Annotated in this window: 20 protein-coding genes; 1 reads left to right on the top strand and 19 read right to left on the bottom strand. The window is 39.3% G+C overall.

Annotated elements, in window-relative coordinates; genetic code table 11:
- Positions 1–9: 9 nt before the first annotated feature.
- The 13 genes from leuC to gyrA form a co-directional block, all read right to left on the bottom strand.
- Positions 10–1,392, bottom strand: a complete 1,383-nt coding sequence (gene leuC / locus ACLNCS_RS04645; protein WP_414312054.1) for a 3-isopropylmalate dehydratase large subunit — start codon at positions 1,390–1,392, stop codon at positions 10–12.
- A 3-nt stretch (positions 1,393–1,395) separates the two neighbouring features.
- On the bottom strand, positions 1,396–1,665 hold the full coding sequence (locus ACLNCS_RS04640; protein WP_070677316.1) for a DUF1294 domain-containing protein: 270 nt from the start codon (positions 1,663–1,665) through the stop codon (positions 1,396–1,398).
- Positions 1,662–2,699: a 3-isopropylmalate dehydrogenase gene (gene leuB, locus ACLNCS_RS04635; protein ID WP_070677312.1), complete on the bottom strand. Its 1,038-nt coding sequence runs from the start codon at positions 2,697–2,699 to the stop codon at positions 1,662–1,664. The genes ACLNCS_RS04640 and leuB overlap by 4 nt, the downstream gene beginning before the upstream one ends.
- Positions 2,700–2,710: 11 nt before the next feature.
- Entirely contained in the window at positions 2,711–4,273 is a 1,563-nt protein-coding gene (locus ACLNCS_RS04630) for a 2-isopropylmalate synthase (protein WP_070677309.1), read from the bottom strand.
- Positions 4,274–4,587: 314 nt separating this feature from the next.
- Positions 4,588–5,244, bottom strand: coding sequence for an MmcQ/YjbR family DNA-binding protein (locus tag ACLNCS_RS04625; RefSeq protein ID WP_424847461.1), 657 nt, complete (start codon positions 5,242–5,244; stop codon positions 4,588–4,590).
- A 43-nt stretch (positions 5,245–5,287) separates the two neighbouring features.
- On the bottom strand, positions 5,288–5,920 hold the full coding sequence (locus ACLNCS_RS04620; protein WP_070677303.1) for a copper homeostasis protein CutC: 633 nt from the start codon (positions 5,918–5,920) through the stop codon (positions 5,288–5,290).
- 92 nt (positions 5,921–6,012) lie between these two features.
- Complete coding sequence (locus ACLNCS_RS04615) at positions 6,013–6,372, bottom strand: YbaN family protein (RefSeq protein WP_070677300.1); 360 nt, start codon at positions 6,370–6,372, stop codon at positions 6,013–6,015.
- Positions 6,373–6,480: 108 nt separating this feature from the next.
- Positions 6,481–8,568: a type I DNA topoisomerase gene (gene topA / locus ACLNCS_RS04610; RefSeq protein ID WP_074324153.1), complete on the bottom strand. Its 2,088-nt coding sequence runs from the start codon at positions 8,566–8,568 to the stop codon at positions 6,481–6,483.
- A gap of 120 nt (positions 8,569–8,688) precedes the next feature.
- On the bottom strand, positions 8,689–9,546 hold the full coding sequence (gene dprA / locus ACLNCS_RS04605) for a DNA-processing protein DprA (RefSeq protein ID WP_424847620.1): 858 nt from the start codon (positions 9,544–9,546) through the stop codon (positions 8,689–8,691).
- 107 nt (positions 9,547–9,653) lie between these two features.
- Positions 9,654–10,589, bottom strand: coding sequence for a 4-hydroxy-tetrahydrodipicolinate synthase (gene dapA / locus ACLNCS_RS04600; RefSeq protein WP_424847459.1), 936 nt, complete (start codon positions 10,587–10,589; stop codon positions 9,654–9,656).
- A 234-nt stretch (positions 10,590–10,823) separates the two neighbouring features.
- Positions 10,824–11,900, bottom strand: coding sequence for an aspartate-semialdehyde dehydrogenase (locus tag ACLNCS_RS04595; protein WP_223332945.1), 1,077 nt, complete (start codon positions 11,898–11,900; stop codon positions 10,824–10,826).
- A gap of 287 nt (positions 11,901–12,187) precedes the next feature.
- Positions 12,188–12,937, bottom strand: coding sequence for a class A sortase (locus ACLNCS_RS04590; RefSeq protein ID WP_424847456.1), 750 nt, complete (start codon positions 12,935–12,937; stop codon positions 12,188–12,190).
- Positions 12,937–15,405 (bottom strand): DNA gyrase subunit A, encoded by a 2,469-nt coding sequence (gene gyrA, locus ACLNCS_RS04585; RefSeq protein ID WP_424847454.1) that lies wholly within the window; start codon positions 15,403–15,405, stop codon positions 12,937–12,939. The genes ACLNCS_RS04590 and gyrA overlap by 1 nt, the downstream gene beginning before the upstream one ends.
- A gap of 194 nt (positions 15,406–15,599) precedes the next feature.
- Here gyrA and ACLNCS_RS04580 point away from each other — a divergent pair, with 194 nt between their 5' ends.
- On the top strand, positions 15,600–16,586 hold the full coding sequence (locus ACLNCS_RS04580) for an L-lactate dehydrogenase (protein WP_004253416.1): 987 nt from the start codon (positions 15,600–15,602) through the stop codon (positions 16,584–16,586).
- Positions 16,587–16,648: 62 nt separating this feature from the next.
- Here ACLNCS_RS04580 and sdbB read toward each other — a convergent pair whose 3' ends face one another.
- The 6 genes from sdbB to ACLNCS_RS04550 form a co-directional block, all read right to left on the bottom strand.
- Entirely contained in the window at positions 16,649–17,212 is a 564-nt protein-coding gene (gene sdbB / locus ACLNCS_RS04575) for a thiol-disulfide oxidoreductase-associated lipoprotein SdbB (protein ID WP_070677279.1), read from the bottom strand.
- 12 nt (positions 17,213–17,224) lie between these two features.
- On the bottom strand, positions 17,225–17,932 hold the full coding sequence (ccdA2, locus tag ACLNCS_RS04570; protein WP_070677276.1) for a thiol-disulfide oxidoreductase-associated membrane protein CcdA2: 708 nt from the start codon (positions 17,930–17,932) through the stop codon (positions 17,225–17,227).
- A gap of 122 nt (positions 17,933–18,054) precedes the next feature.
- The gene (locus ACLNCS_RS04565; protein WP_045763436.1) at positions 18,055–18,915 is read right to left on the bottom strand and encodes a methionyl aminopeptidase; all 861 of its coding nucleotides are present in this window, start codon (positions 18,913–18,915) and stop codon (positions 18,055–18,057) included.
- Positions 18,916–18,930: 15 nt separating this feature from the next.
- A complete protein-coding gene (spxR, locus tag ACLNCS_RS04560) occupies positions 18,931–20,208 on the bottom strand; it encodes a CBS-HotDog domain-containing transcription factor SpxR (RefSeq protein WP_036757618.1) in 1,278 nt (425 codons plus the stop codon).
- The gene (locus ACLNCS_RS04555; RefSeq protein WP_006145664.1) at positions 20,201–20,752 is read right to left on the bottom strand and encodes a GNAT family N-acetyltransferase; all 552 of its coding nucleotides are present in this window, start codon (positions 20,750–20,752) and stop codon (positions 20,201–20,203) included. Before ACLNCS_RS04555 ends, spxR begins: the two co-directional genes overlap by 8 nt.
- 17 nt (positions 20,753–20,769) lie before the next feature.
- Positions 20,770–22,029, bottom strand: coding sequence for a UDP-N-acetylglucosamine 1-carboxyvinyltransferase (locus ACLNCS_RS04550; RefSeq protein ID WP_074324155.1), 1,260 nt, complete (start codon positions 22,027–22,029; stop codon positions 20,770–20,772).
- Between the last annotated feature and the right edge of the window lie 183 nt (positions 22,030–22,212).

The following is a 22,212-nucleotide window of genomic DNA, read 5'->3' as shown; positions in this document are numbered from 1 at the left end:
ATCCTCTCCTTACTGAGCTTCTGGCATTTGCCGTACATCTACGAATCGCCCTGCGATTGCTGCCGCAGCTGCCATAGCTGGACTACAGAGATGAGTCTTAGCACCAAAGCCCTGTCGATCTTCAAAGTTACGGTTGCTAGTTGAGGCACAATGAACACCATCTGGTACTTTATCAGGATTCATCCCGAGGCACATGGAGCAGCCTGGGTCTCTCCATTCAAAACCAGCATCTAGAAAAACCTTGTCCAAGCCCAACTTCTCAGCAGCTCGCTTGACTGGTCGAGAACCAGGTACCACAATAGCTGTTAAGTTAGGGGCGATCTTCTTCCCTTCTACAAAGCGAGCCGCCAGTTGCAAATCACTAAGTCTAGCGTTGGTACAAGAACCAATAAAGACATAGCCTAGTTGGATATCTGCTGGTTTTTGACCTGGTTGCAAATCCATGTAATGATAGGCTCGTTCATCATTCATATCCGTAATTTCTGGGAAACTAGAATCAAAATCAACACCCATAGCAGGATTAGTACCCCAAGTCACCATAGGAGCTAATTCTGAGACATCCAAACGAATAACCTTATCATAAACGGCATCTTCATCACTAACCAGTCTTTTCCAATCAGATACTGCTGCAGCAAAATCCTTGGGAACACACTCTCGACCCTTCAAATAATCATAAGTCCTCTGATCTGGATTCATAATTCCCATTTTGGAACCAAATTCGATGGACATATTGCAGATAGTCATACGTTCTTCCATGCTAAGTGCATCAATGGCCTGACCTCGATACTCCACCACGTAGCCAACACCACAAGCGACACCGTACTTGGCAATCAAGGCTAGAATGAAATCTTTGGAATAAACCCCTTTTTGAGGAACTCCTGTGAATTCCACCAACATTTTCTTGGGTTTAACCTGCCAAATGGTTTGGGTTGCAAAGACATGTTCGACCTCACTGGTTCCAATACCGAAGGCAATCGCTCCAAAAGCTCCATGAGTTGCAGTATGGCTATCACCACAGACAATGAATTTCCCAGGTTGTGTTCTTCCTGTTTCTGGACCAACCATATGAACGATACCTTGCTTTTCTGAACCGTGGGCAGCATGTTCGATTCCAAACTCTTCAACATTTTCAGCTAACTTATCAATCTGTGCTTTGGAGATTACATCACGTATATCGTAGATATTAACTGTCGGAACATTGTGGTCAAAGGTTCCAAATGTCAAGTCTGGTCGTCTCAATCTGCGACCTGTATCTCGCAATCCTTGAAAAGCTTGAGGACTGGTCACTTCGTGAATATAGTGCTGATCTACATACATGAGTTGAGGCTGCCCTTCTTCTCCTGTAATCACATGGAGGTCCCATAATTTATCAAAAATCGATTTTCCTTCCATTCATTACCTCCATATCAAATACAAAATTACTAGTGTAGTCACTATCCCTAGGAACCAAACCGTTTTAAAATACCATTTTCTAGTCTTGTGGTGAAAGGTAACACCTGCCAACCAAGCACCAAAACCACCACATAAGAATGCAAATGATAATAAATATTTTTCCGGGATGCGCCAAGCACCTTTTCTTGCTTTGGATTTGTCAATACCATAAATCATAAATACCAATAGATTCCAAATCAAAATAGCAAAAGTAATTCCTTCATTTATCTTCATAGTCTTTCAATGATGGCTTCTGTCATTTCCTTGGTCGAAGCCTGTCCTCCTATATCTCTCGTTAAAATTCCGGCAGCTAAAGTTGCTTCAACTGCATCTTCGATACGCTTAGCATCCTCATATCGTCCAAAACTATCTCGCAACATCATAGCAACTGATAAAATCATAGAAATAGGATTGGCGATTCCTAGGCCTGCGATATCAGGCGCCGAACCATGAATGGGTTCATAGAGACTCGGTCCATTCTCAGAGTGACTGGCTGATGGCATAACCCCAAGTGTACCAGATAGAACACTTGATTCGTCTGAGAGGATATCTCCGAAAAGATTCTCTGTCACGATAACATCAAACTTGGCTGGATTGGTAATCATGAGCATAGCAGCTGAGTCGACCAACTGGTGCTCCAGGATTACATCTGGAAAATCTTTTGCGACTTCCTCAGCCACTCTTCGCCAAAGTTTTGATGTTGCCAAAACATTTTGCTTATCAATACTGGTTAGGATTTTTCTCCGACTTCTTGCTATTTCAAAAGCCTTACGAATAATACGCTCCACTTCCTCATAGGTATAGTCATTGATATCACGCGCTTTTCGGTCTTCAAGGATATGATCACCAAAGTAAATCCCACCTGTCAACTCACGTACTACAACAAAGTCAACACCAGCAATTCGTTCAGGTTTGAGAGGCGATAAGTGCTTAAGACTATCAAAAATTTTAACTGGACGAATATTGGCATAAAGATTAAGTTCCTTGCGGAGTGCCAAAAGCCCTTGTTCGGGTCGAACTGTAGCATTATCATACTGAGGACTACCGATTGCAGCAAGGAGAATAGCGTCCGCTTCCCTAGTAGCCTTGAGCGTTTCGTCTGGCAAGGGGTGTCCTGTAACATCAATACCTGCACCTCCAAAAGGTCTTCTATCTATCTCATAGTCAAAGCCTGTTTTTTCGGATATAGATGCTAGAACTTCTAAACCAGCTTCCATGATTTCTGGTCCAATCCCATCACCTGCTAGGGCAACAATTTTCTTTGTCATGGTATTCTCCTTTAAAGACTAGGCATGTCGCGATAGGAAACATTTGGACCTATCTCTCCGGTATTCTCTTTTTGAACAAAAGTATTGGCATTGATGTAAGCAATAGCTGAGGCCTTTAGTACATCAAAGTCAAGCCCTGCCGCGTTAAAGATGGTTTCTGTATCTTTGTTTTCAACAGTAACTAAGACTCTAGCCTGAGCATCGATTCCATCCGTTACCGCATCAATGGTGTAGGATACCAGGCGAACAGATTGATTAAAGAATTTGTCAACAGCGTTAAAGATAGCCTCAACAGAACCTTGTCCAGTCGCATTAAAGTCGACTTTCTCACCATCCAAATTAGCCAATCTGACAATCGCTTCAATTTCATTTTCTGCATGAGTTTGAAGTTGTAAATCATCAAAGTGAAAGCCTTCTGGGTTTTCAACCATGGTTCCAGCTACTAGAGCACGAATATCCGCGTCTGTGACTTCTTGTTTCTTATCTGCAAGTGATTTGAATTTGTCAAAGAGTGGCTTGATATCCTCTTCTGTGAAGTCTAAGGCCAGTTCTCTCAGTTTTTCTACAAAGGCATGGCGACCAGATAATTTTCCAAGCGGAAGACTATTACTTTTAACACCCACCAACTCTGGGGTGATGATTTCATAGGTAAGTGGGTTTTTAAGGACTCCGTCTTGGTGAATACCTGATTCATGAGAGAAGGCATTTCCACCGACAACTGCCTTATTTTTGGGAACTGGAATTCCTGAGAAGCGAGAGACCATTTCAGAAGTATTGATGGTTTCGTTAAGAACGATACTTGTCTCTGCTTGGTAATAATCTTGGCGAATATTGAGGGCTACTGCTATTTCTTCTAAAGCAGCATTTCCAGCTCGTTCTCCAATCCCGTTAATGGTTCCTTCTACACGTCCTGCACCATTCTTTACAGCAGCAAGGCTATTTGCTACTGCCATTCCGAGGTCATCATGACAGTGAGGAGAATAGATAATCTGACGATTAGTTTGGACATTATCAATCAGATATTTAAAGATACTTCCGTATTCCTCTGGAGTTGTAAAACCTACTGTATCAGGAATATTGATATAAGTCGCACCCGCATCAACCGCAGTTTGAACGACTTGTAGGAGAAAGTCCAGCTCAGTTCTAGTCGCATCTTCTGGAGAGAATTCTACTACTTCAAACTTACTCCGTGCATAGGAAACATGTTCACTGATCGCTTCCAAAATCTCTTCCTTACTCTTATTAAGCTTATACTTACGGTGAATCGGACTGGCAGCGATAAAGACGTGAATCTGAGGATACTTTGCATCTTTTAGTGCTTCATAACAAGCGTCAATGTCTGATTTAACAGAACGAGCTAAGCCTGTCACTGCTGTTTTTTTCATAGCCTTAGCAATTTCTTGAACAGCTGTAAATGAATCTGGACTAGCAGCTGGGAAACCAGCTTCGATTGCTGAAATACCCCATTTCTCAAGCTGTTTTGCTATAGCAACCTTTTCCTTTATTGAAAAATTGACACCTGGTGTCTGCTCACCATCTCGGAGACTGGTATCTAAAAACTCAACTACACGCATGAGAATTCTCCCTTCACATTTTCGATATAGAAAAAACATCTCGCTCGGAGTTCCAAGCGAGATGTTGATTTACTCCCGCTTGGTAAGCCAAACAGGACTAATGCTTTTGCACTAGTCCGAGTACCTCAACAACAAAGCAAATTGATTAAACTTAGCTGTTTTCATGTTTGGCTTTCTCCTTTGTTTGATGTCTTGTTTAGTATTCTAGCATAGGAAAAATCACTTGTCAAGAAAAAATCCAATATTTTCTGAAAATTTCTTCAATAAAGAATATTTTGCGAATTGAAAGTATTTGAAAACTCAAATATGTTTATTTATTTCTTAGAAGTCAAAAACCAACTTCTCTCAAATAATTCAAGCACCTTTTCGTCAGTTAGAGTGTCATCGAGTGGAATACTAATCCAATAGCGTTTATTCATATGAAAGGCTGGATAAATTCCGTTTTGTGAAAGCAAGTCAGCTACTTGGTCGTGTTTGAGGTTGACTACTTCCACTAGCCCTTCTCTCCCCTTATCTAGCCTATCCAAAGGAATTCTCATTAAAATAGCATACCACTTCTGGTTATCTTCATGGCGCAAAACAGCCGTATCAGGTGATTTCTCCCATAGATATTCCAGCTGATTGCCATACTTTGCTTGAACAAGCGCCATGATTCTCTTGGTCTGTGGATAGAGAAATTCCTGTACCTCAAAACAAGCCTTTCGAATGTCATAAAGAACTTCTAAACAAGCCTCTCGAACGCTTCCGACAAAAGTACCTCTCATACTTTCCATATGAACTTGAGGATAGAGGTCACCAGTCTCCTGGTCAAAGACTTGAAAGCTCACATTATCAGCAGTGATGGATACAGTCATGACAAAGTCACCTTGCAAAATCTGGCAACTATAGGTCCATACACCTTGTTTTTCTACAAATCCATACTCTTTAGCCTTTTTTCTATTAAATTGATAGGCTTTAAAAATTTCAAACATAAGCGAAAACTGCTACCAAAAGCTAGCAGTTCCTTTCTATTTTTTAAAAGACAACCTTTGTTCCATGTAATTGTGTCACACCTAATTGATCGATAAAGGTTTGACGGTTATCCATGTCAATCCCCCCACCAGGTAAAATTTCAATTTTTCCTGCAGCGTGTTCTAGAATTCTATGATAGTGAGAAAAGCGTTTCTCTAACGAGTCGCCAGATACACCAGCTCGAGTGAGGATGCGTGTTACACCAGCCTGGCTAAGCCAATCAATAGCTTCTAACTGATCCTGTTCGCTCAATTCATCAAATGCCATATGGAAAACAATTTCCATACCTTTAGATGCAGCAACTAATTTTTCAAGATTGGCCTTGTCTAACTTCTTATCAGCAGTCAATGCACCAAAGACAACGCCTTGGCTTCCTGCTTGAGCAGTTAGAGCAATATCCTCAAGCATGATAGCAACTTCTAAATCATTGTAGACAAAATCACCACCACGCGGGCGAATCATAGTCATAATGGTCGTATCGTAGTCGGCCGCCAGTTCCACAGCTGCCTTTGTCACTCCGTAGCTTGGAGTTGTTCCACCAACTGCTAAATTATCACAGAGCTCAATACGGCGAGCTCCAGCTTGCATAGCCTTTTCAAGCAAGGTTACATTTTCAGCACAAAATTCGTAAATCATTTGATACTCCTTGAAGCTTTCTTTGATATTATTATATCATATTGTTTTAAGTAACCCCTACTTTTTATCAAGGAAAATCATGACTTTTTTAGCTATTCTTTATCTGGTATTACCTTAAAGAGATAATAGGTTATAAATACTGTTAAGCAGCCTAAAGCAATTTTTACAGGTAAGAGCGGAGCAAAATAAATCGAGATTCCCATCAAAATATAAATCGATACGATAATCTTTTTCTTTCGATCACGCGCAATAGATTTAGTTTCTCTAAAGTCCGCAACATAGGTTTGATAGAGCTTGGTATGATAGAGCCAATCTTCAAAACGTTTAGAAGATTTTGAAAAACAAGCAATTGACAACAAGAGAAAGGGTGTTGTCGGTAATAGTGGCAAGACAACTCCAACGATTGCCAAAGCTAAAGAAATGAATCCAATGCAAAGATAAATAATGCGCATATCTGCTCCTAAGTAAGAATAATCTTCTTCTAGTTAAGCATAAAAAGATAAAATCTGTCAAGTTTAAATTAAAAAGAGCTGAAATTATCATTTCAGCCCTAATTAATTTTATTTAATCTTTTCTTCTTCGTAGTCACCATTGCTACATACGATCTGTTTTCCGCCACCACGGATTTTTTTCTCCATGAGGAAATGACCACATTTAGGACAATCACGTCCAACAGGTTTATCCCAAGAAGTAAAATCACATTCTGGATAACGATTGCATCCATAGAAAATACGATTACGTTTGGTTTTACGTTCGATAATTTGCCCTTGATGACAATTTGGACATGTAACACCGACTTCTTTGACAATAGCTTGCGTATGTCGACAATCTGGAAAATTACTACATGCGTAAAACTTACCGAAGCGTCCAATCTTAATCACCATAGGACTGCCACAAACTTCACAGTCAAATCCAGCTGGCTCATCCTTAATTTGAATTTTTTCCATCTCTGCTTCAGCTTTTGCGACCTCTTTAGAGAATGGTTTGTAAAATTCATCAATAACCCGTTGCCACTCTTCTTTTCCGACCTCAACATCGTCCAGTTTACCTTCCATTTCAGCGGTAAATTTCACGTTAACAATGTCTGGGAAGTATTCAACAATCAGCTTGTTAACGACTTGACCTAGTTCAGTTGGTTCAAAGCGTTTAGATGCTAGTCTTACATAGTAACGTTTTTGGATTGTTTCAATGGTTGGAGCATAGGTAGATGGACGTCCAACTCCGTTTTCTTCCAAGGTCTTAATCAAAGTAGCCTCAGAATATCGTGCCGGTGGTTGTGTGAAATGTTGTTCAGGTTTGCTATTTACCTGTTTGACCACATCTCCTACTTCCATATCAGGCAGCATCTTATTTTTATCAGAATCGTTGTAAATGGCTAAATAACCATCAAACTTAACCTGACTACCATTCGCCGCGAATTGAACACCATTTTGCGAAAGTTTAACAGCCATGGTATCAAAAATTGCACCAGTCATTTGACTCGCTACAAAGCGGTTCCAGATAAGGGTATAAAGTTTTAGCTGATCTTTATCCAAATACTTAGCAATTTTCTCAGGTGTATTAAAGACACTTGAAGGACGAATAGCTTCGTGAGCGTCTTGAGCGCCAGAGGCATTTTTCACCTTGCTACCATGTTTAGAATACTTACTACCAAAACGTTCATTGATGTAACTTGCTGCTTCATTCTGAGCAACTGGACTGATACGAGTAGAATCCGTACGCATATAGGTGATCAAACCTTGGACACCTGTACCAATATTGATTCCTTCATAGAGTTGCTGAGCAACCATCATAGTCTTTCTAGTACGGAAATTAATCTTGTTAGCAGCATCCATCTGCATAGAAGACGTTGTATATGGAAGAGGAGCATTACGCTTTCTTTCCTTTTTATCTACTTGATCAACTGTAAAATCCTTGCTGTTCAAATGAGATAAAACTTTTTTGACTTCATCATTGGTAGTCAACTTCATCTTCTTGCTATTCATTCCATAAAAAGAAGCTTGGAATTGCTTGGTACCTTTTTTAAAGACACCATCAATCGTCCAATATTCTTCTGGTTGGAAGGCATTGATTTCATTTTCCCGATCAATGATTAGCTTAAGAGCAACAGACTGAACACGTCCTGCTGATAAGCCTTTTTTAACCTTTTTCCAAAGAATTGGTGAAATTGAATATCCCACTAAACGGTCTAAAACACGACGGGCTTGTTGGGCATCTACCAAATCCATATTGATTTTACGAGGTTCTTTAAAGGCATTTTTTACTGCATCTTTGGTAATCTCGTTGAAAACAACACGGTTGGTATCATTCTCGTCTAAATCCAAAATATGCGCTAAATGCCATGAAATAGCCTCCCCTTCCCGGTCCGGGTCACTTGCAAGAAAGACTTTATCAGCTTTCTTAGCTTCTTTTTTCAAATCATTGATGAGAGGACCTTTCCCACGAATATTGATATATTGCGGTTCGTAATTATTTTCCACGTCAACTGACATACTTGATTTTTTCAAATCACGAATATGTCCTACGCTGGCTAAAACCTTATAATTACGTCCTAGATATTTTTCAATCGTTTTCGCCTTAGCAGGCGACTCTACGATCACAAGATTTTTTTTACTTGTTGATTTTTTCTTTTTGGTTGCCGTTACCACAGTATCACACCTTCTCAAAGTAATTAAACTTTATAAAGTGTAAACCATTTTTAAAAACCTGTCAAGACATAACACCTATATAATAGAAGAAAAGTTTGTAAAATGAAATCATTTCATTCATTAAAATTCAAATTCTGCTAGTATATCCTGCCCACATGTTGCTAGTTTTGCTCCTTCTTGGATTAAATGATGACAGCCGTCTGAGCGTCCATCTAAAATGGAACCTGGAATCGCAAAGACATCTCTACCTTCCTCCATGGCACGCTCACAAGTGATTAAGCTACCAGATCTCATTTTAGCTTCTGCAACGATGACTCCCCGACACAATCCCGCAATAATTCGATTTCTAGCAGGAAAATGATATTTCAAAGGTTCTTCTCCTGGACCGTACTCGCTTAAAAGCAAATGTTGTTCTCCAATATATTCTTGAAGGCGTTTATTGGAGCGTGGATAATAGACATCTAAACCAGTCCCAATAATGCCAATCGTTTTGCCCCCAGTTTGTAGAACAGACATATGGGCTGCTGTATCAATTCCTCTAGCAAGTCCACTCACCACAACTAATTCATTTTCCAATTCTTCAATGATTTTACGGACTGATTTGGTTCCGGTCTGACTACAAGAGCGACTACCAACAACAGCAACCTTTGGTAATTTCAAGAGATTTAAATCTCCTTTATAAAAAAACAAAACAGGTGCATCATAAATTTCACTGAGTGAAATGGGATAAACATCATCCAAAATTGAAAATGATGGGAACTTTTCAAAATCTTTCTTCAGGCGTTCCATGCTTTCAAAAGTCAGTTTATGATACCGCTCCATAAAAACGACTGGATTACGACACTCAGATGCTTCAGCGATTGTCTCTAAACTCAATTCTTGATCATAAATTTCTCCGTATTGAAGTACTTTCAGTACTTGCTGATTACTTAAACCTGCTTGCTTTAACTTATAAATCTCAAAATTATCAATCTTAATCTTCATGATCGACTCCTTTTTTCTCTCTCTATTTATATATTCGTAGAAAAAGAAAAAAACTCCCAACAATTTTTACTTGTAGGAAGTTTCTATTTATCTTTCTTATCTTAGTAATCAGGTCGAAGAACTCCAGTGACAGTCGCTTTAGTTGCTTCGTAGTCTCCGTCAATAACAACCTTGATGATGCGCTTAGCATCCTCTTCAGGCGCAGGAACCAATGGTAGACGAGTTGGACCAGCTTCAAATCCCATATAGTTGAGGACTGCCTTAACAGGTGCAGGACTTGGGTATGAGAAGAGAGCATTAACCTTGGGAATAAACTTACGTTGAATAGCTGCCGCTTTCTTCATATCACTCTCGTCAATCGCAGTGAACATTTCATACATTTCATCACCATTGGTATGAGAAGCAACAGAGATAACCCCGTCAGCACCAAGGTTCATAGCATGGAAAGCATCTCCATCTTCACCAGTGTAGATCAAGAATTCTTCTGGTTTGTGCTCAATCAAATAAGCCATATTTGCAAGGCTAGTACATTCCTTAACACCAATGATATTTGGATGTTCCGCTAAGCGAAGCATAGTTTCTGGAGTCAATTCTACTACTACACGGCCTGGAATATTATAGATAATGATGGGTAAATCAGAAGCATCTGCAATAGCTTTAAAGTGTTGGTACATACCTTCTTGAGATGGTTTATTGTAGTAAGGAACAATCGCAAGACCAGCCGCAAAACCACCAAACTCCGCTACCTCTTTGACAAACTCAATAGAGTCTCGTGTATCATTAGTACCAACACCAGCTATTAAAGGAACACGGCCATTAACAACCTTCTGAACAGCTGCAAATAACTGTAACTCCTCATCGTGAGTAAGAGTCGGACTCTCAGCAGTCGTCCCCGCCAAGAGAATTCCGTCTGTATGATGTGCCAATAAATGTTCAATCAACTTTGGAATAGCGTCGAAATTTATTGACCCATCTTCATGAAAAGGGGTAATAAAAGCAGTGATAATTTTACAATCTTTTAAATCTTGATAAGCCATAGAAAAAACCTTTCTCTATATAAGAAAGAGGCTGGGGCATACTTGCCTTTGCCTCCTGTTCTGTACATAAAATAAGAGGAAGAAATCAAACTCTTCGAGTTACTGACTTCTGTTTCATAACGCAGTGGTTGATTGGAACTACTCATGTTTACAACATTCGTACTTACTAATCAACTGTGCGGGGGCAAAACTACGAAATCAAACTCTTAGAGTTACTGATTTCTGTTTTGCTCCCTATTTCAATTCAAATTTTAATTCTGTAGTTGGACGAACCAAACCACGTTCATGTAAAGTCTCTGCAATTTGAACTGAGTTCCAAGCAGCACCCTTGAGAAGGTTATCAGATACCACCCACATATGAATCCCTTTTTCAGCATCCAAGTCTTTACGGATACGACCAACAAAGGTATCACGAGAACCAACCGCATTGATAGCTTGTGGATAGATTTGGTGAGCCACATCGTCTTCAAGAACTGCACCTGGAAAGGCAGCAATCGCAGCTTTGACTTCATCGATTGGAGCCACTTCTTTTGTTTCAATGTAAACAGACTCAGAGTGAGCTGACAAGACAGGAATACGCACGCAAGTTGCTGAAACGGCAATGCTATCGTCCTCCATGATTTTCTTAGTTTCGTTTGTCATCTTCATTTCTTCATAAGTATAGTCATTATCAGTGAAGACGTCAATTTGAGGAAGGGCATTAAAAGCAATTGGATAATGTTTCTTATCGCCACCTGATGGCAAGATTTCCGCATGCAAATCACGTGGATTTACACCATCATTCAATACTTCACGCAATTCACGTTGTGTCTCAAGAATAGCTCCCATACCAGCACCTGAAACAGCTTGATAAGTAGAAACGATGATACGGTCTAAGCCCCATTTTTGACGAACTGGTTCAAGAGCTACCATCATTTGAATAGTTGAACAGTTAGGACATGCGATGATCCCGTTATGAGCATCAAGAGCATGGGCGTTTACTTCTGGAACAACCAATGGCACATCTGGGTTTTGACGGAAATAAGAAGTGTTATCTACTACTACTGCCCCTGCTTTAACAGCATAAGGTGCGTATTTTGCAGAAGTTGAACCACCAGCTGAGAAAAGAGCAATATCAACTCCTTCAAAAGCTTCTTCTGTTGTTTCTTCAATAGTTACATCTTGACCCTTGAATTGCAAGACCTTTCCTGCAGAACGTGCAGACGCAAGGTAGCGAATCTTATCGATTGGAAGAGTTGATTCTTCCAACATTTTGATCATTTGAGCACCAACGGCACCTGTAGCACCGACAACAGCAACTGTATATCCCATAACAAACCTCTTTTGGAATTTTCTAAAAATTTCTATAATAGTAACATTATACTACTTTTTAGAAAAATTGAAAAGTCTTTACCTTATCTATTTTCTGAAATTGACAAGAAAAGGCGGTGGGACAGAAATCGATAGACAAAGTCTCGATTTCGTAGTCCCAGCCCCGCGAGGATGATTAGGAGCTTTTTGGAGTCTAAAAGACGAACAAAAAGTTCAATCAGCTACCGCGTCAAAGTTTGATTGCTAATAAAAAATGAGGTCGGGCTCTTTTGTCCCAACCTCTTCTACTATTCATAAAACTGTTTATATGGTTTAGTAAATGATTGCAATATTTCTGGAGAAGCTTGTAAATAGTCTTTAACTTCCTTCAAATTTGCTTTAACAATTATCCGTTCTGTAGCATTAGCATCTTCACAGGTTACCAAAGTCAGCTCGTCAATCCCTTCTCTGTCTTCAATAACATCGATGCGATCTGGAGTTACCTTTTTGACTTCTACTATTTCATATTTATAAACTTTTTCTTTATCTGTTAGATAAATGAACATTCCATTAGTAGCACGTGCTAGGGGTGAAAATAGCTTCTGATCTGCATCTTTACCAGTAAAAATACGGTGACTTGCCAATGAATAATTTCCCTGCCCCATAACCTGATTAGCTTTCATCGTTCCAGCACCATAGAACAGGTTCACATTATCAAGCCCCTTAAAAATAGGCAAATTCATTTCAAGTTCTGGAATAGAAATACCCCCAATCACTGGAAGTTGTTGGGAATTCCACTGAGCTGAAAGTACTGCCTCTGAAGATAAGGATTTTACAGAGTCAAAATCAAAATTTCCAGTAGCAGTTTTATTTTCCTCAATTTCCTCTTTTGAAACCTGACTTACTTGATATTTATTGGTATTCCAAATCATAATTACATCACGTATCTTCGAATTAAAAATCAAAGCTAGAGACAAAAGGATTAGAAATCCAGCCAAAATATTAATCAGTAGATTCTTACGCTTATTTTTTTTACTTTTTATTCTTTTTTGAGACATTATTCTTCACTTTCTGTTTCGTTTTCTGCCCCAACTTCTTCTTTCTCAGCTGCCGCAACTGTTGTAAAGGTTACAATCTTAGCATTCTCATCTAGACGCATAACTTTTACTCCCATAGTTGAACGTCCAGTTTGTGAAATATTGGCAACATTTGTTCGAATCATGACACCGGTATCTGTGATAACCATCAAATCTTCGTTACCTTTTACTGTTAGAAGACCTGCAAGATGACCATTCTTATCTGTAATATTAGCGGTTTTCATACCTTTACCAGCACGACCTTTAGTTGGATATTCAGTGGCAACTGTACGCTTACCATATCCTTTTTCGGTGATAATGAGGACCTCATCTTGGTCAGTAATTACTCTAGCTCCAACTACAGCATCTCCTTCACGAAGATTTACCCCTTTAACACCAGTAGCACTACGACTCATGCTACGAACGGATGACTGGTTGAAACGAACTGCATAGCCTAACTTAGTACCGATAATGATATCAGTATCTTCTTGAGTAAGAAGAACATTAATCAATTCGTCCTCATCTTTCAAATTCAAGGCTTTTAGACCATTTTGACGAATGTTGGCAAATTCTTTAACGCTAGTTCTCTTAACAATACCTGCTCGAGTCGTAAAGAAGATGTATGCATCATCACTACGTTCTGATTCGACATTAATGATAGTTTGGATGCTTTCTCCCTCATCCAGTTTCAAGAGGTTAACTACTGGCAATCCCTTGGCTGTACGACCATATTCTGGGATTTCATAACCTTTCAAACGATAGACACGACCTTTGTTGGTAAAGAAAAGCAAGTGATCATGGGTGCTAGTAGAAACCAACTCACGGACAAAGTCATCATCCTTGACTCCTGTTCCCTGTACGCCACGTCCACCACGTTTTTGAGCTGTGAATTCATCTTGATCCAAACGTTTGATGTAGCCTTTGTTCGATAGTGTGATGAGAACATCAGATTCTTCAATTAAGTCTTCATCTTCGAGCGTCAAAACCTCTCCCACCATCAACTCTGTGCGACGTTTATCAGCAAATTTGCGCTTCACTTCATCAAGTTCTTCTTTGATAATTTGCGCAACACGTTCTGGTTTTGCAAGAATATCTGCCAAGTCGGCAATCAAAGCAATGAGGTCATCATATTCAGATTGAATCTTATCACGCTCCAAGCCAGTCAAACGACGGAGACGCATGTCTAGGATTGCTTGGCTTTGACGTTCAGATAGTTTGAACTCGCTCATCAATTCTGATTGAGCTTCTTCATCAGTCTCACTGGCACGGATGATACGAATGACTTCATCAATATGATCCAGAGCAATTAACAAACCTTCCAAGATATGTGCACGCGCCTCAGCTTTTTCTTTATCAAATTGAGTGCGACGAGTCACAACTTCTTTTTGGTGCTCAATGTATGCGTCCAAGATTTGGCGAAGCGATAAAATCTTTGGAACACCATTTTGGATAGCAAGCATGTTAAAACCAAAGCTAGTCTGCATCTGAGTCATCTTGAATAAGTTGTTCAAAATAACATTAGCTGATGCGTCGCGTCTAACTTCAATAACAAAGCGAACACCTTCACGGTTAGATTCATCACGAACAGCTGTAATTCCTTCAATACGTTTCTCTTGAACCAGACGCACAATATGTTCATGCACTTTGGTTTTGTTGACCATATATGGGAATTCAGTAACAACGATACGTTCACGACCAGTTTTTGTTTCCTCGATTTCTGTTCGAGAACGAAGAACAATAGATCCCTTACCTGTCTCGTATGCTTTATGAATACCTGATTTCCCCATAACTAGGGCACCGGTTGGAAAATCTGGACCAGGCAAAACTTCCATCAAATCTTTAGTTGTAACTTCAGGATTATCCATGACGAGTTTAACAGCATCAATGGTTTCACCTAAATTATGAGGTGGAATATTGGTCGCCATACCAACGGCGATACCTGTAGCACCATTTACCAATAGATTTGGGAAACGAGCTGGTAAAACTACCGGTTCGCGCTCATTGGCATCATAGTTATCAACAAAATCAACGGTATTTTTATTGATATCACGAAGCATTTCAAGGGCAATCTTGCTCATACGAGCTTCGGTATAACGTTGCGCGGCAGCACCATCACCATCCATGGAACCAAAGTTTCCATGTCCATCTACAAGCATGTAGCGATAACTCCACCATTGTGCCATACGGACCATAGCCTCGTAAATAGATGAATCACCGTGTGGGTGGTATTTACCCATTACGTCCCCTGTAATACGGGCAGATTTTTTATGAGGTTTATCAGGCGTAACTCCTAATTCGTTCATTCCGTACAAAATACGACGATGAACAGGTTTCAACCCATCACGAACATCAGGAAGAGCACGCGATACGATTACACTCATGGCGTAGTCGATAAAGCTAGTCTTCATCTCCTTGGTCAGATTGACATTCACTAAATTTTTATCTTGCATTAACAAATGCCTCGTTTCACTATTAGTAATTACATATATTATACCATAGTTTGGACTATTTTACAGTCTAACAACACGTGTAAAACGTTTACATATTTATCCCGAAGGTATATCCGTGACAAAGCCTAGCAAAAGTGATAGAATGAAATCAAATGGGGTTCCCCCTTAATAAAATAAAGGAGATGTTTAGACAAATGACAGCAACTAAACAACACAAAAAAGTTATCCTCGTCGGTGACGGTGCCGTAGGTTCATCTTACGCTTTTGCCCTCGTAACACAAGGAATTGCACAAGAACTTGGTATCATTGAAATTCCTCAATTGTTTGAAAAAGCAGTTGGTGATGCCGAAGACCTTAGCCACGCGCTAGCTTTTACTTCACCTAAAAAAATCTATGCAGCTAAGTACGAAGACTGTGCGGATGCAGACCTTGTAGTTATCACTGCCGGTGCTCCACAAAAACCAGGTGAAACTCGTCTTGACCTTGTTGGTAAAAACCTTGCTATCAACAAATCAATCGTTGAACAAGTTGTTGCGTCTGGTTTTGACGGTATCTTCCTTGTTGCTGCTAACCCAGTTGACATTTTAACTTACTCAACTTGGAAATTCTCAGGATTCCCTAAAGAACGTGTTATCGGTTCAGGTACTTCACTTGACTCAGCTCGTTTCCGTCAAGCACTTGCTGAAACTATCGGTGTTGATGCTCGTTCAGTTCACGCCTACATCATGGGTGAGCACGGTGACTCTGAATTTGCAGTTTGGTCACACGCTAACGTTGCCGGTGTTAAATTGGAACAATGGTTACAAGCTAACCGTGACTTGAATGAAGCGGATCTTGTTGAACTCTTCATCTCAGTTCGTGACGCTGCTTACTCAATCATCAACAAAAAAGGTGCTACATACTACGGTATCGCAGTTGCTCTTGCTCGTATCACAAAAGCTATCCTTGATGATGAAAATGCGGTTCTTCCACTTTCAGTCTTCCAAGAAGGACAATACGGAGTTGAAAACGTCTTTATCGGTCAACCAGCTATCGTTGGTGCGCATGGTATCGTTCGCCCAGTTAACATCCCATTGAACGATGCTGAAACTCAAAAAATGCAACTTTCTGCTCGTGAATTGCAAGAAATTATTGACGAAGCATGGAAAAACCCAGAATTCCAAGCTGCTTCTAAAAACTAATTCAATTTAATTTTAAAAAAAAGAAATGTCTAGACAAAACAGTCTAGACATTTTTTATAACGTTAATCCATTTGTGCAAAAGCTGCTTCAGCTTCTGCATTGCTAATTGCACCTAACTGAATCTTAGCAATTTTACCATTTGAATCAATTAGGTATTCAGTTGGGATACTTCGAATCTGATAGGCTTGGAAGGTAGTTCCCTTAGTGTCATATAAGACAGGTATATCCTTATAGCCCTGCTCCTCAAACCATTTTGGAAATTGGTCGATCGTTTTTTCGCCTTGAAGGCCGGGTGCAATAACAGATAATATTTCAAAATCACGATCTTCTTTTGCAGCAAGTTCCATTAATTCAGGCATACTTTTTTTACAAGGTCCGCACCAAGAAGCCCAAAATTTAAGATAAACTTTCTTTCCTTTATAATCTGATAATTTCACTTCTTTTCCATCCATAGATTGGAGCGTGAAATCCGGTGCTTCTGCTCCTACAGCTATTTGCTTAACCGTTGCTTGCTGCTGTGCTTGAGTCGTTTGATTTTCCTGACTTGGTTCCTTCTCTTCCTTGCCACAAGCAATCAAAAGAAAGATAGATAAGAAACTAAGTCCAAAATAGATTGTTTTTTTCATAGATTACTCCTTTTATCCTAATATTCCAGATAAGACATTTAACTGTCCCAACATTAATAAAATTCCCATGAGAATAATTAGTAAACCACCAATTCTTTTCAATAAGAGTAGGTGAGATTTAATTCTACTAAAATAAGGCATGATCAGACCTGATGCCAAGGCCAATACTAAAAATGGAAGCGCCATTCCAAGTGTATAAATTAGGGTTAATAAAGCCCCTTGAAAAGCTCCATTTCCTCCTGAGGCAGCCAGTGCTAAAACAGAACTTAAAACTGGGCCTATACATGGAGTCCAGCCAAAGCTGAAGCTGATACCCAGTAAAAAGGCCGACAAATATTTGCTAGACTGTTTTTGCTTAAATGTTACTGTTTTTTGTACCTCTAATTTTTGTAAGTGAAGAATTTCCATCTGATGCAAACCCAGTATAACAATCATGATTCCCATGACATAACGGAACCAGTCGGCATAAAGTAAATTCCCAAGAAATCCTGCTCCAAACCCTAGAATAAAGAAAATTAGAGAGATACCTGCGATAAAACAGAGTGTCCGAATCAATCCTGACCAGGCAACATCTTTACCCAAAAAACGAAATGTCCTTGACTCCTCTTGATCATCTAGCAGAACACCTGCGTAGACTGGTAACAAGGGAAAAATACAGGGAGAAAAGAATGACAAGACCCCAGCTATAAAGACAGAAATAAAAAATATAATACTTTCCAATTAAGAACCTTCTTTCATATAGTCATCTTATATTTTACTATAAAAGAAAACGTTTGTAAGATATCTGCTACGCAAATTTGATTTCAACTAAAACGAAAAAAAGGAGCTCAGCTCCCTTTTGATTAATAAGTTCCTTCTTCACCTTGACTTGTCAAGATAACAGGTCCATCCTTGGTAATAACAAACTGATGCTCATACTGACATGATAGACCACCATCTATAGTTTTGTGAGCCCAGCCTGTTTTCATGTCTGTATCAATTTCCCAATCACCTGTATTAATCATAGGTTCGATTGTCAAAACCATACCTTCACGAAGGCGAAGGCCACGACCTGCGATACCATAGTTTGGAACCATTGGTTCTTCATGCATGGTTGGTCCAACACCGTGTCCTACAAGATCACGAACAACGCCGTATCCACGACTTTCAGCATATTCTTGAATCGCTGCACCAATATCGCCGATGCGATTGCCAACAACAGCTTGTTCGATCCCCTTATACATAGCTTCCTTGGTCACGTCCATCAAGTTTTTAACTTCTTCTGATGGTTTACCAACTGCGTATGCCCAACAAGAATCAGCCAAACCACCCGTAAAGTTTTGAGTATATTTTTTCATCTGCTCAACGTTGTTAAAATTGAGTTTAGAAACATTGAGGTCAGACTTCGCGATTGGCCCACCAAGAACCATATCAACCTTGAGGAGGTCACCCTCTTTGAGGATATAATGACGAGGGAAGGCATGTGCTACTTCGTCATTGAGCGAACAGCAGGTTGCATATGGATAGTCCATCATTGCCCCATCAACACCAATCTGTAGTGGAAGGAAATTCTCTTCTTTACAACGACGGCGAACATACTCTTCTACTTCCCACATATCAACACCTGGCTTAATGATATCACGCAAGCCAATGTGGATACTTGCAAGAAAATCACCAGCCTTATCCATAGCTTCGATTTCTCTAGCTGATTTTAATGTAATCATGTTTTCTCCTAGATTCTAATTAATTTTTACAGTTACATTTGCTTTTGATACAATTTGATGATTGAGATAAATGTCATAATCAATAATAGCCGATCGTCTCGTATGATGAATAATTCTAGCTTGAATCCGTAGAACATCATCAATCTGAACAGCCTGTAAGAAGTAAATCAACATTTGTTCAATGATGAGGTTACGACCGCTATTAACGACCAAGTCTTGCGTCATATGAGTCAAGATTTCTGAAAGAACACCATTAGCCAGAACACCATTTTTTTCTAACATAAAGGGTTCGACTGTAATAACAACTTCATCATGATGATAAGATAACTTCTGTCCAATCTGTTCTGAAAAGGTTGGTAAAGTTGAGACCTGAGAACGACTCATTTTTTCCATAACATCACGTCTAGTAATGACACCAAGCAAGGTTTGATTGCTCCGTACAACAGGTACCATTTCAAAATCTTCTGCAATCATTCTCTGGCTCACGTTAGCAATATTCGTTGCTAGGCCTGTCATATAGACCGTTCTTGTCATGACCTTATCAATGGTAGTCCCTGGTGACTTATCTCCAGCATCACGCATGGTCACGACACCAACAACAACCTTGTGCTGATTGATAACAGGGAATCGACTACTTCTATTCTTACGAACTAAATCTAAATAATCTTTTACAGTATCCGTTTCTTGTAAAAAACCATATTCATGACAAGTGCGATAGATTTTTTCAACCGTTAAAATATCTGTCTTTATTTGTACATTTGACAAAGCTCGGTTAATCATGGTTGCAATGGTAAATGTGTCATGTTTACTGCGTAACACTGGGATATTTTTCTTATTAGCAGCATCCAAAACATCTTTATGAACTTCAAATCCACCCGTTACCAAGACAGCATTTTCATTTTCAAGTGCCAATAATTGGATCCGTGTTCTATCACCGACAATAAGTAGACCACCATCATGAAGATAAGAAAGAATATTTTTTTCTGTCATGGCTCCAATGGAGAATTTACTGAATTCTCTCTCCAAACCTGCTTGGCCAGCTAAAACTTCTGAACCAGTGACTTCTGCAATTTCTGCAAAGGTTAATCTCTCAATGGCAACTTTTTTGGACTTGACACGGACAGTTCCACTTCGAGGACGTGTTTCAACCAATCCTCTATTTTCAGCTTCTTTGATAGCACGATAAGCTGTACCATCACTCACTCCCAGCCTATTTGAAATACTTCGAACACTGACCCGTTTTCCGACTGGTAATTCTTCTAAATAAGCTAAAATTTCTTGGTGTTTACTCATTTAGCTCTCCTTTTGTATAGCGAAATTCTAGATAATCCCGCATCTTACGAGTATATCGATCACTACCCTTGAAACGACGATATAGAACGAAGCCTGATTTTTGTGCAACCTTTTGACTAGCACTATTTTCTAAATGCGTCACAATAGAAAGTTGCTTTAATTCAAACTGATCCATAGACAAATCGCGTAATTTAGTCACTGCTTCCGTCATATATCCTTGAGACCAATAATCTTTCCTTAAAAAATAGCCAATTTCTGCTTCTTTACGGATTTCATCCAGCTTTTCAAACTTGATGGCTCCAATCATCTTCTGTGCTTTCTTATCACAAATCGCCCAAATTCCCAAAGGTGATTTCATAAAGTAGTTAGCAAGAGCATATTGACTTTCCTCAATGCTGGCTTGCGTAGGAAAAATAAATTGGAGATTTTCAGGGTCTGATGCTAGAGCATGAAAGTCATCTACATCCGTAAAAAAGAATGGACGGAAATACAAACGTTCCGTCTCATAGAAAGAATACATTGCTAATTTTGTCCAGATATTCATTGTGTTCCTCAAAATGGCTAATCTTCGATTAGCTCAATATCTGCTCCAAGCTTACGTAATTTCTCAATAATATTTGAGTAGCCTCGTAGGATGAATTCAACATTGGTAATCTCTGTTTTTCCTTCAGCCATCAAGCCAGCAATAACCAAGGCAGCTCCAGCACGTAGGTCTGTCGCCTTAACTTTTGCACCCTGCAAAGGATTTCCACCCTTATAAAGGATGTGGTCGTTTGTTGTTGAAATATCTGCGTTCATTTTAGCTAATTCAAAGACATGGTTCACACGTTTTTCATAAATGGTATCAATCAGTGTTCCTCGTCCTTCTGCTTTCAACAAAAGTGGTGTAATCGGTTGTTGAAGGTCTGTAGCAAATCCTGGATATGGAGCAGTCTTGATATTAACAGCTTTTAGATTTTTCTGCTCTTCAACAAAGATACTATCTTCAGAAACAGTCATATGAACACCCATTTCTTCAAGTTTCGCAATAAAACCTTCTAAATGTTCATAAAGTACATTGTTAATAAGAATTCCTTGTCCCACAGCAGCAGCTAAAGAAATATAAGTACCAGCTTCGATACGATCTGGAATAACTTGATGACGTGTGCCGTGTAGAGATTCAACACCATCGATAGTAATCATATCCGTACCTGCACCACGAATATGAGCTCCCATATTATTTAACAAAGTAGCTACATCAATAATTTCAGGCTCTCGAGCAGCATTTTCAATGACTGTACGTCCTTGAGCTTTTACTGCTGCAAGCATCGTATTAATAGTTGCTCCTACACTTACAGTATCCATATAAATACTAGCACCCTGTAACTTAGAACCATTAGTTGAGAGATTCATATTATCTCCCTCATAGGTTGTCTTAGCACCCATAGCTTCAAAAGCTTTCAAGTGCAAGTCAATAGGACGAGGACCCAAGTCACATCCACCAGGCAAACCTACTGTTGCTTCACCAAAACGTCCAAGAAGACTACCGTAGAAATAATAGGATGCGCGAAGACTGTTAATCTTACCGTATGGCATTGGTTTATTTTGAACACCACGAGGATCAATTTCTAGAACGTCATCATAGCGCTTAACACTCGCACCCATAATTTCCATAATATCAACCAAACTAGCGACATCGGAGATATCTGGAACACAATCCAAAATAACTACATCATCTGATAAAATAATAGCAGGAATCAGAGCAACTACACTATTTTTTGCTCCGCTAATGGTTATCTCACCCTTTAATGGACGTCTACCGTTAATGACTATTTTTTTCATTATTTTTTTTATACTCTTTCACTATTTATTCATAAGGTCTCACCCTATATTATACCATATTTCCTTCTTATTATCTATCATAATAAATCAAATAAGCTCCTTAAGATTTTATTGATTTAAAACAGTTTCTGAAGTAAACTTAAAAAATAACTGATACAAATATTGTTCAAGAAAAAAAGCTTT

Origin of the sequence: Streptococcus sp. CL9.43 (assembly GCF_049737935.1) — a bacterium.
Classification (GTDB): Bacteria; Bacillota; Bacilli; order Lactobacillales; family Streptococcaceae; genus Streptococcus; species Streptococcus infantis_I.
Note: the sequence above shows the minus strand (reverse complement) of the source record. Positions and strands in the feature narration are given on the sequence as shown.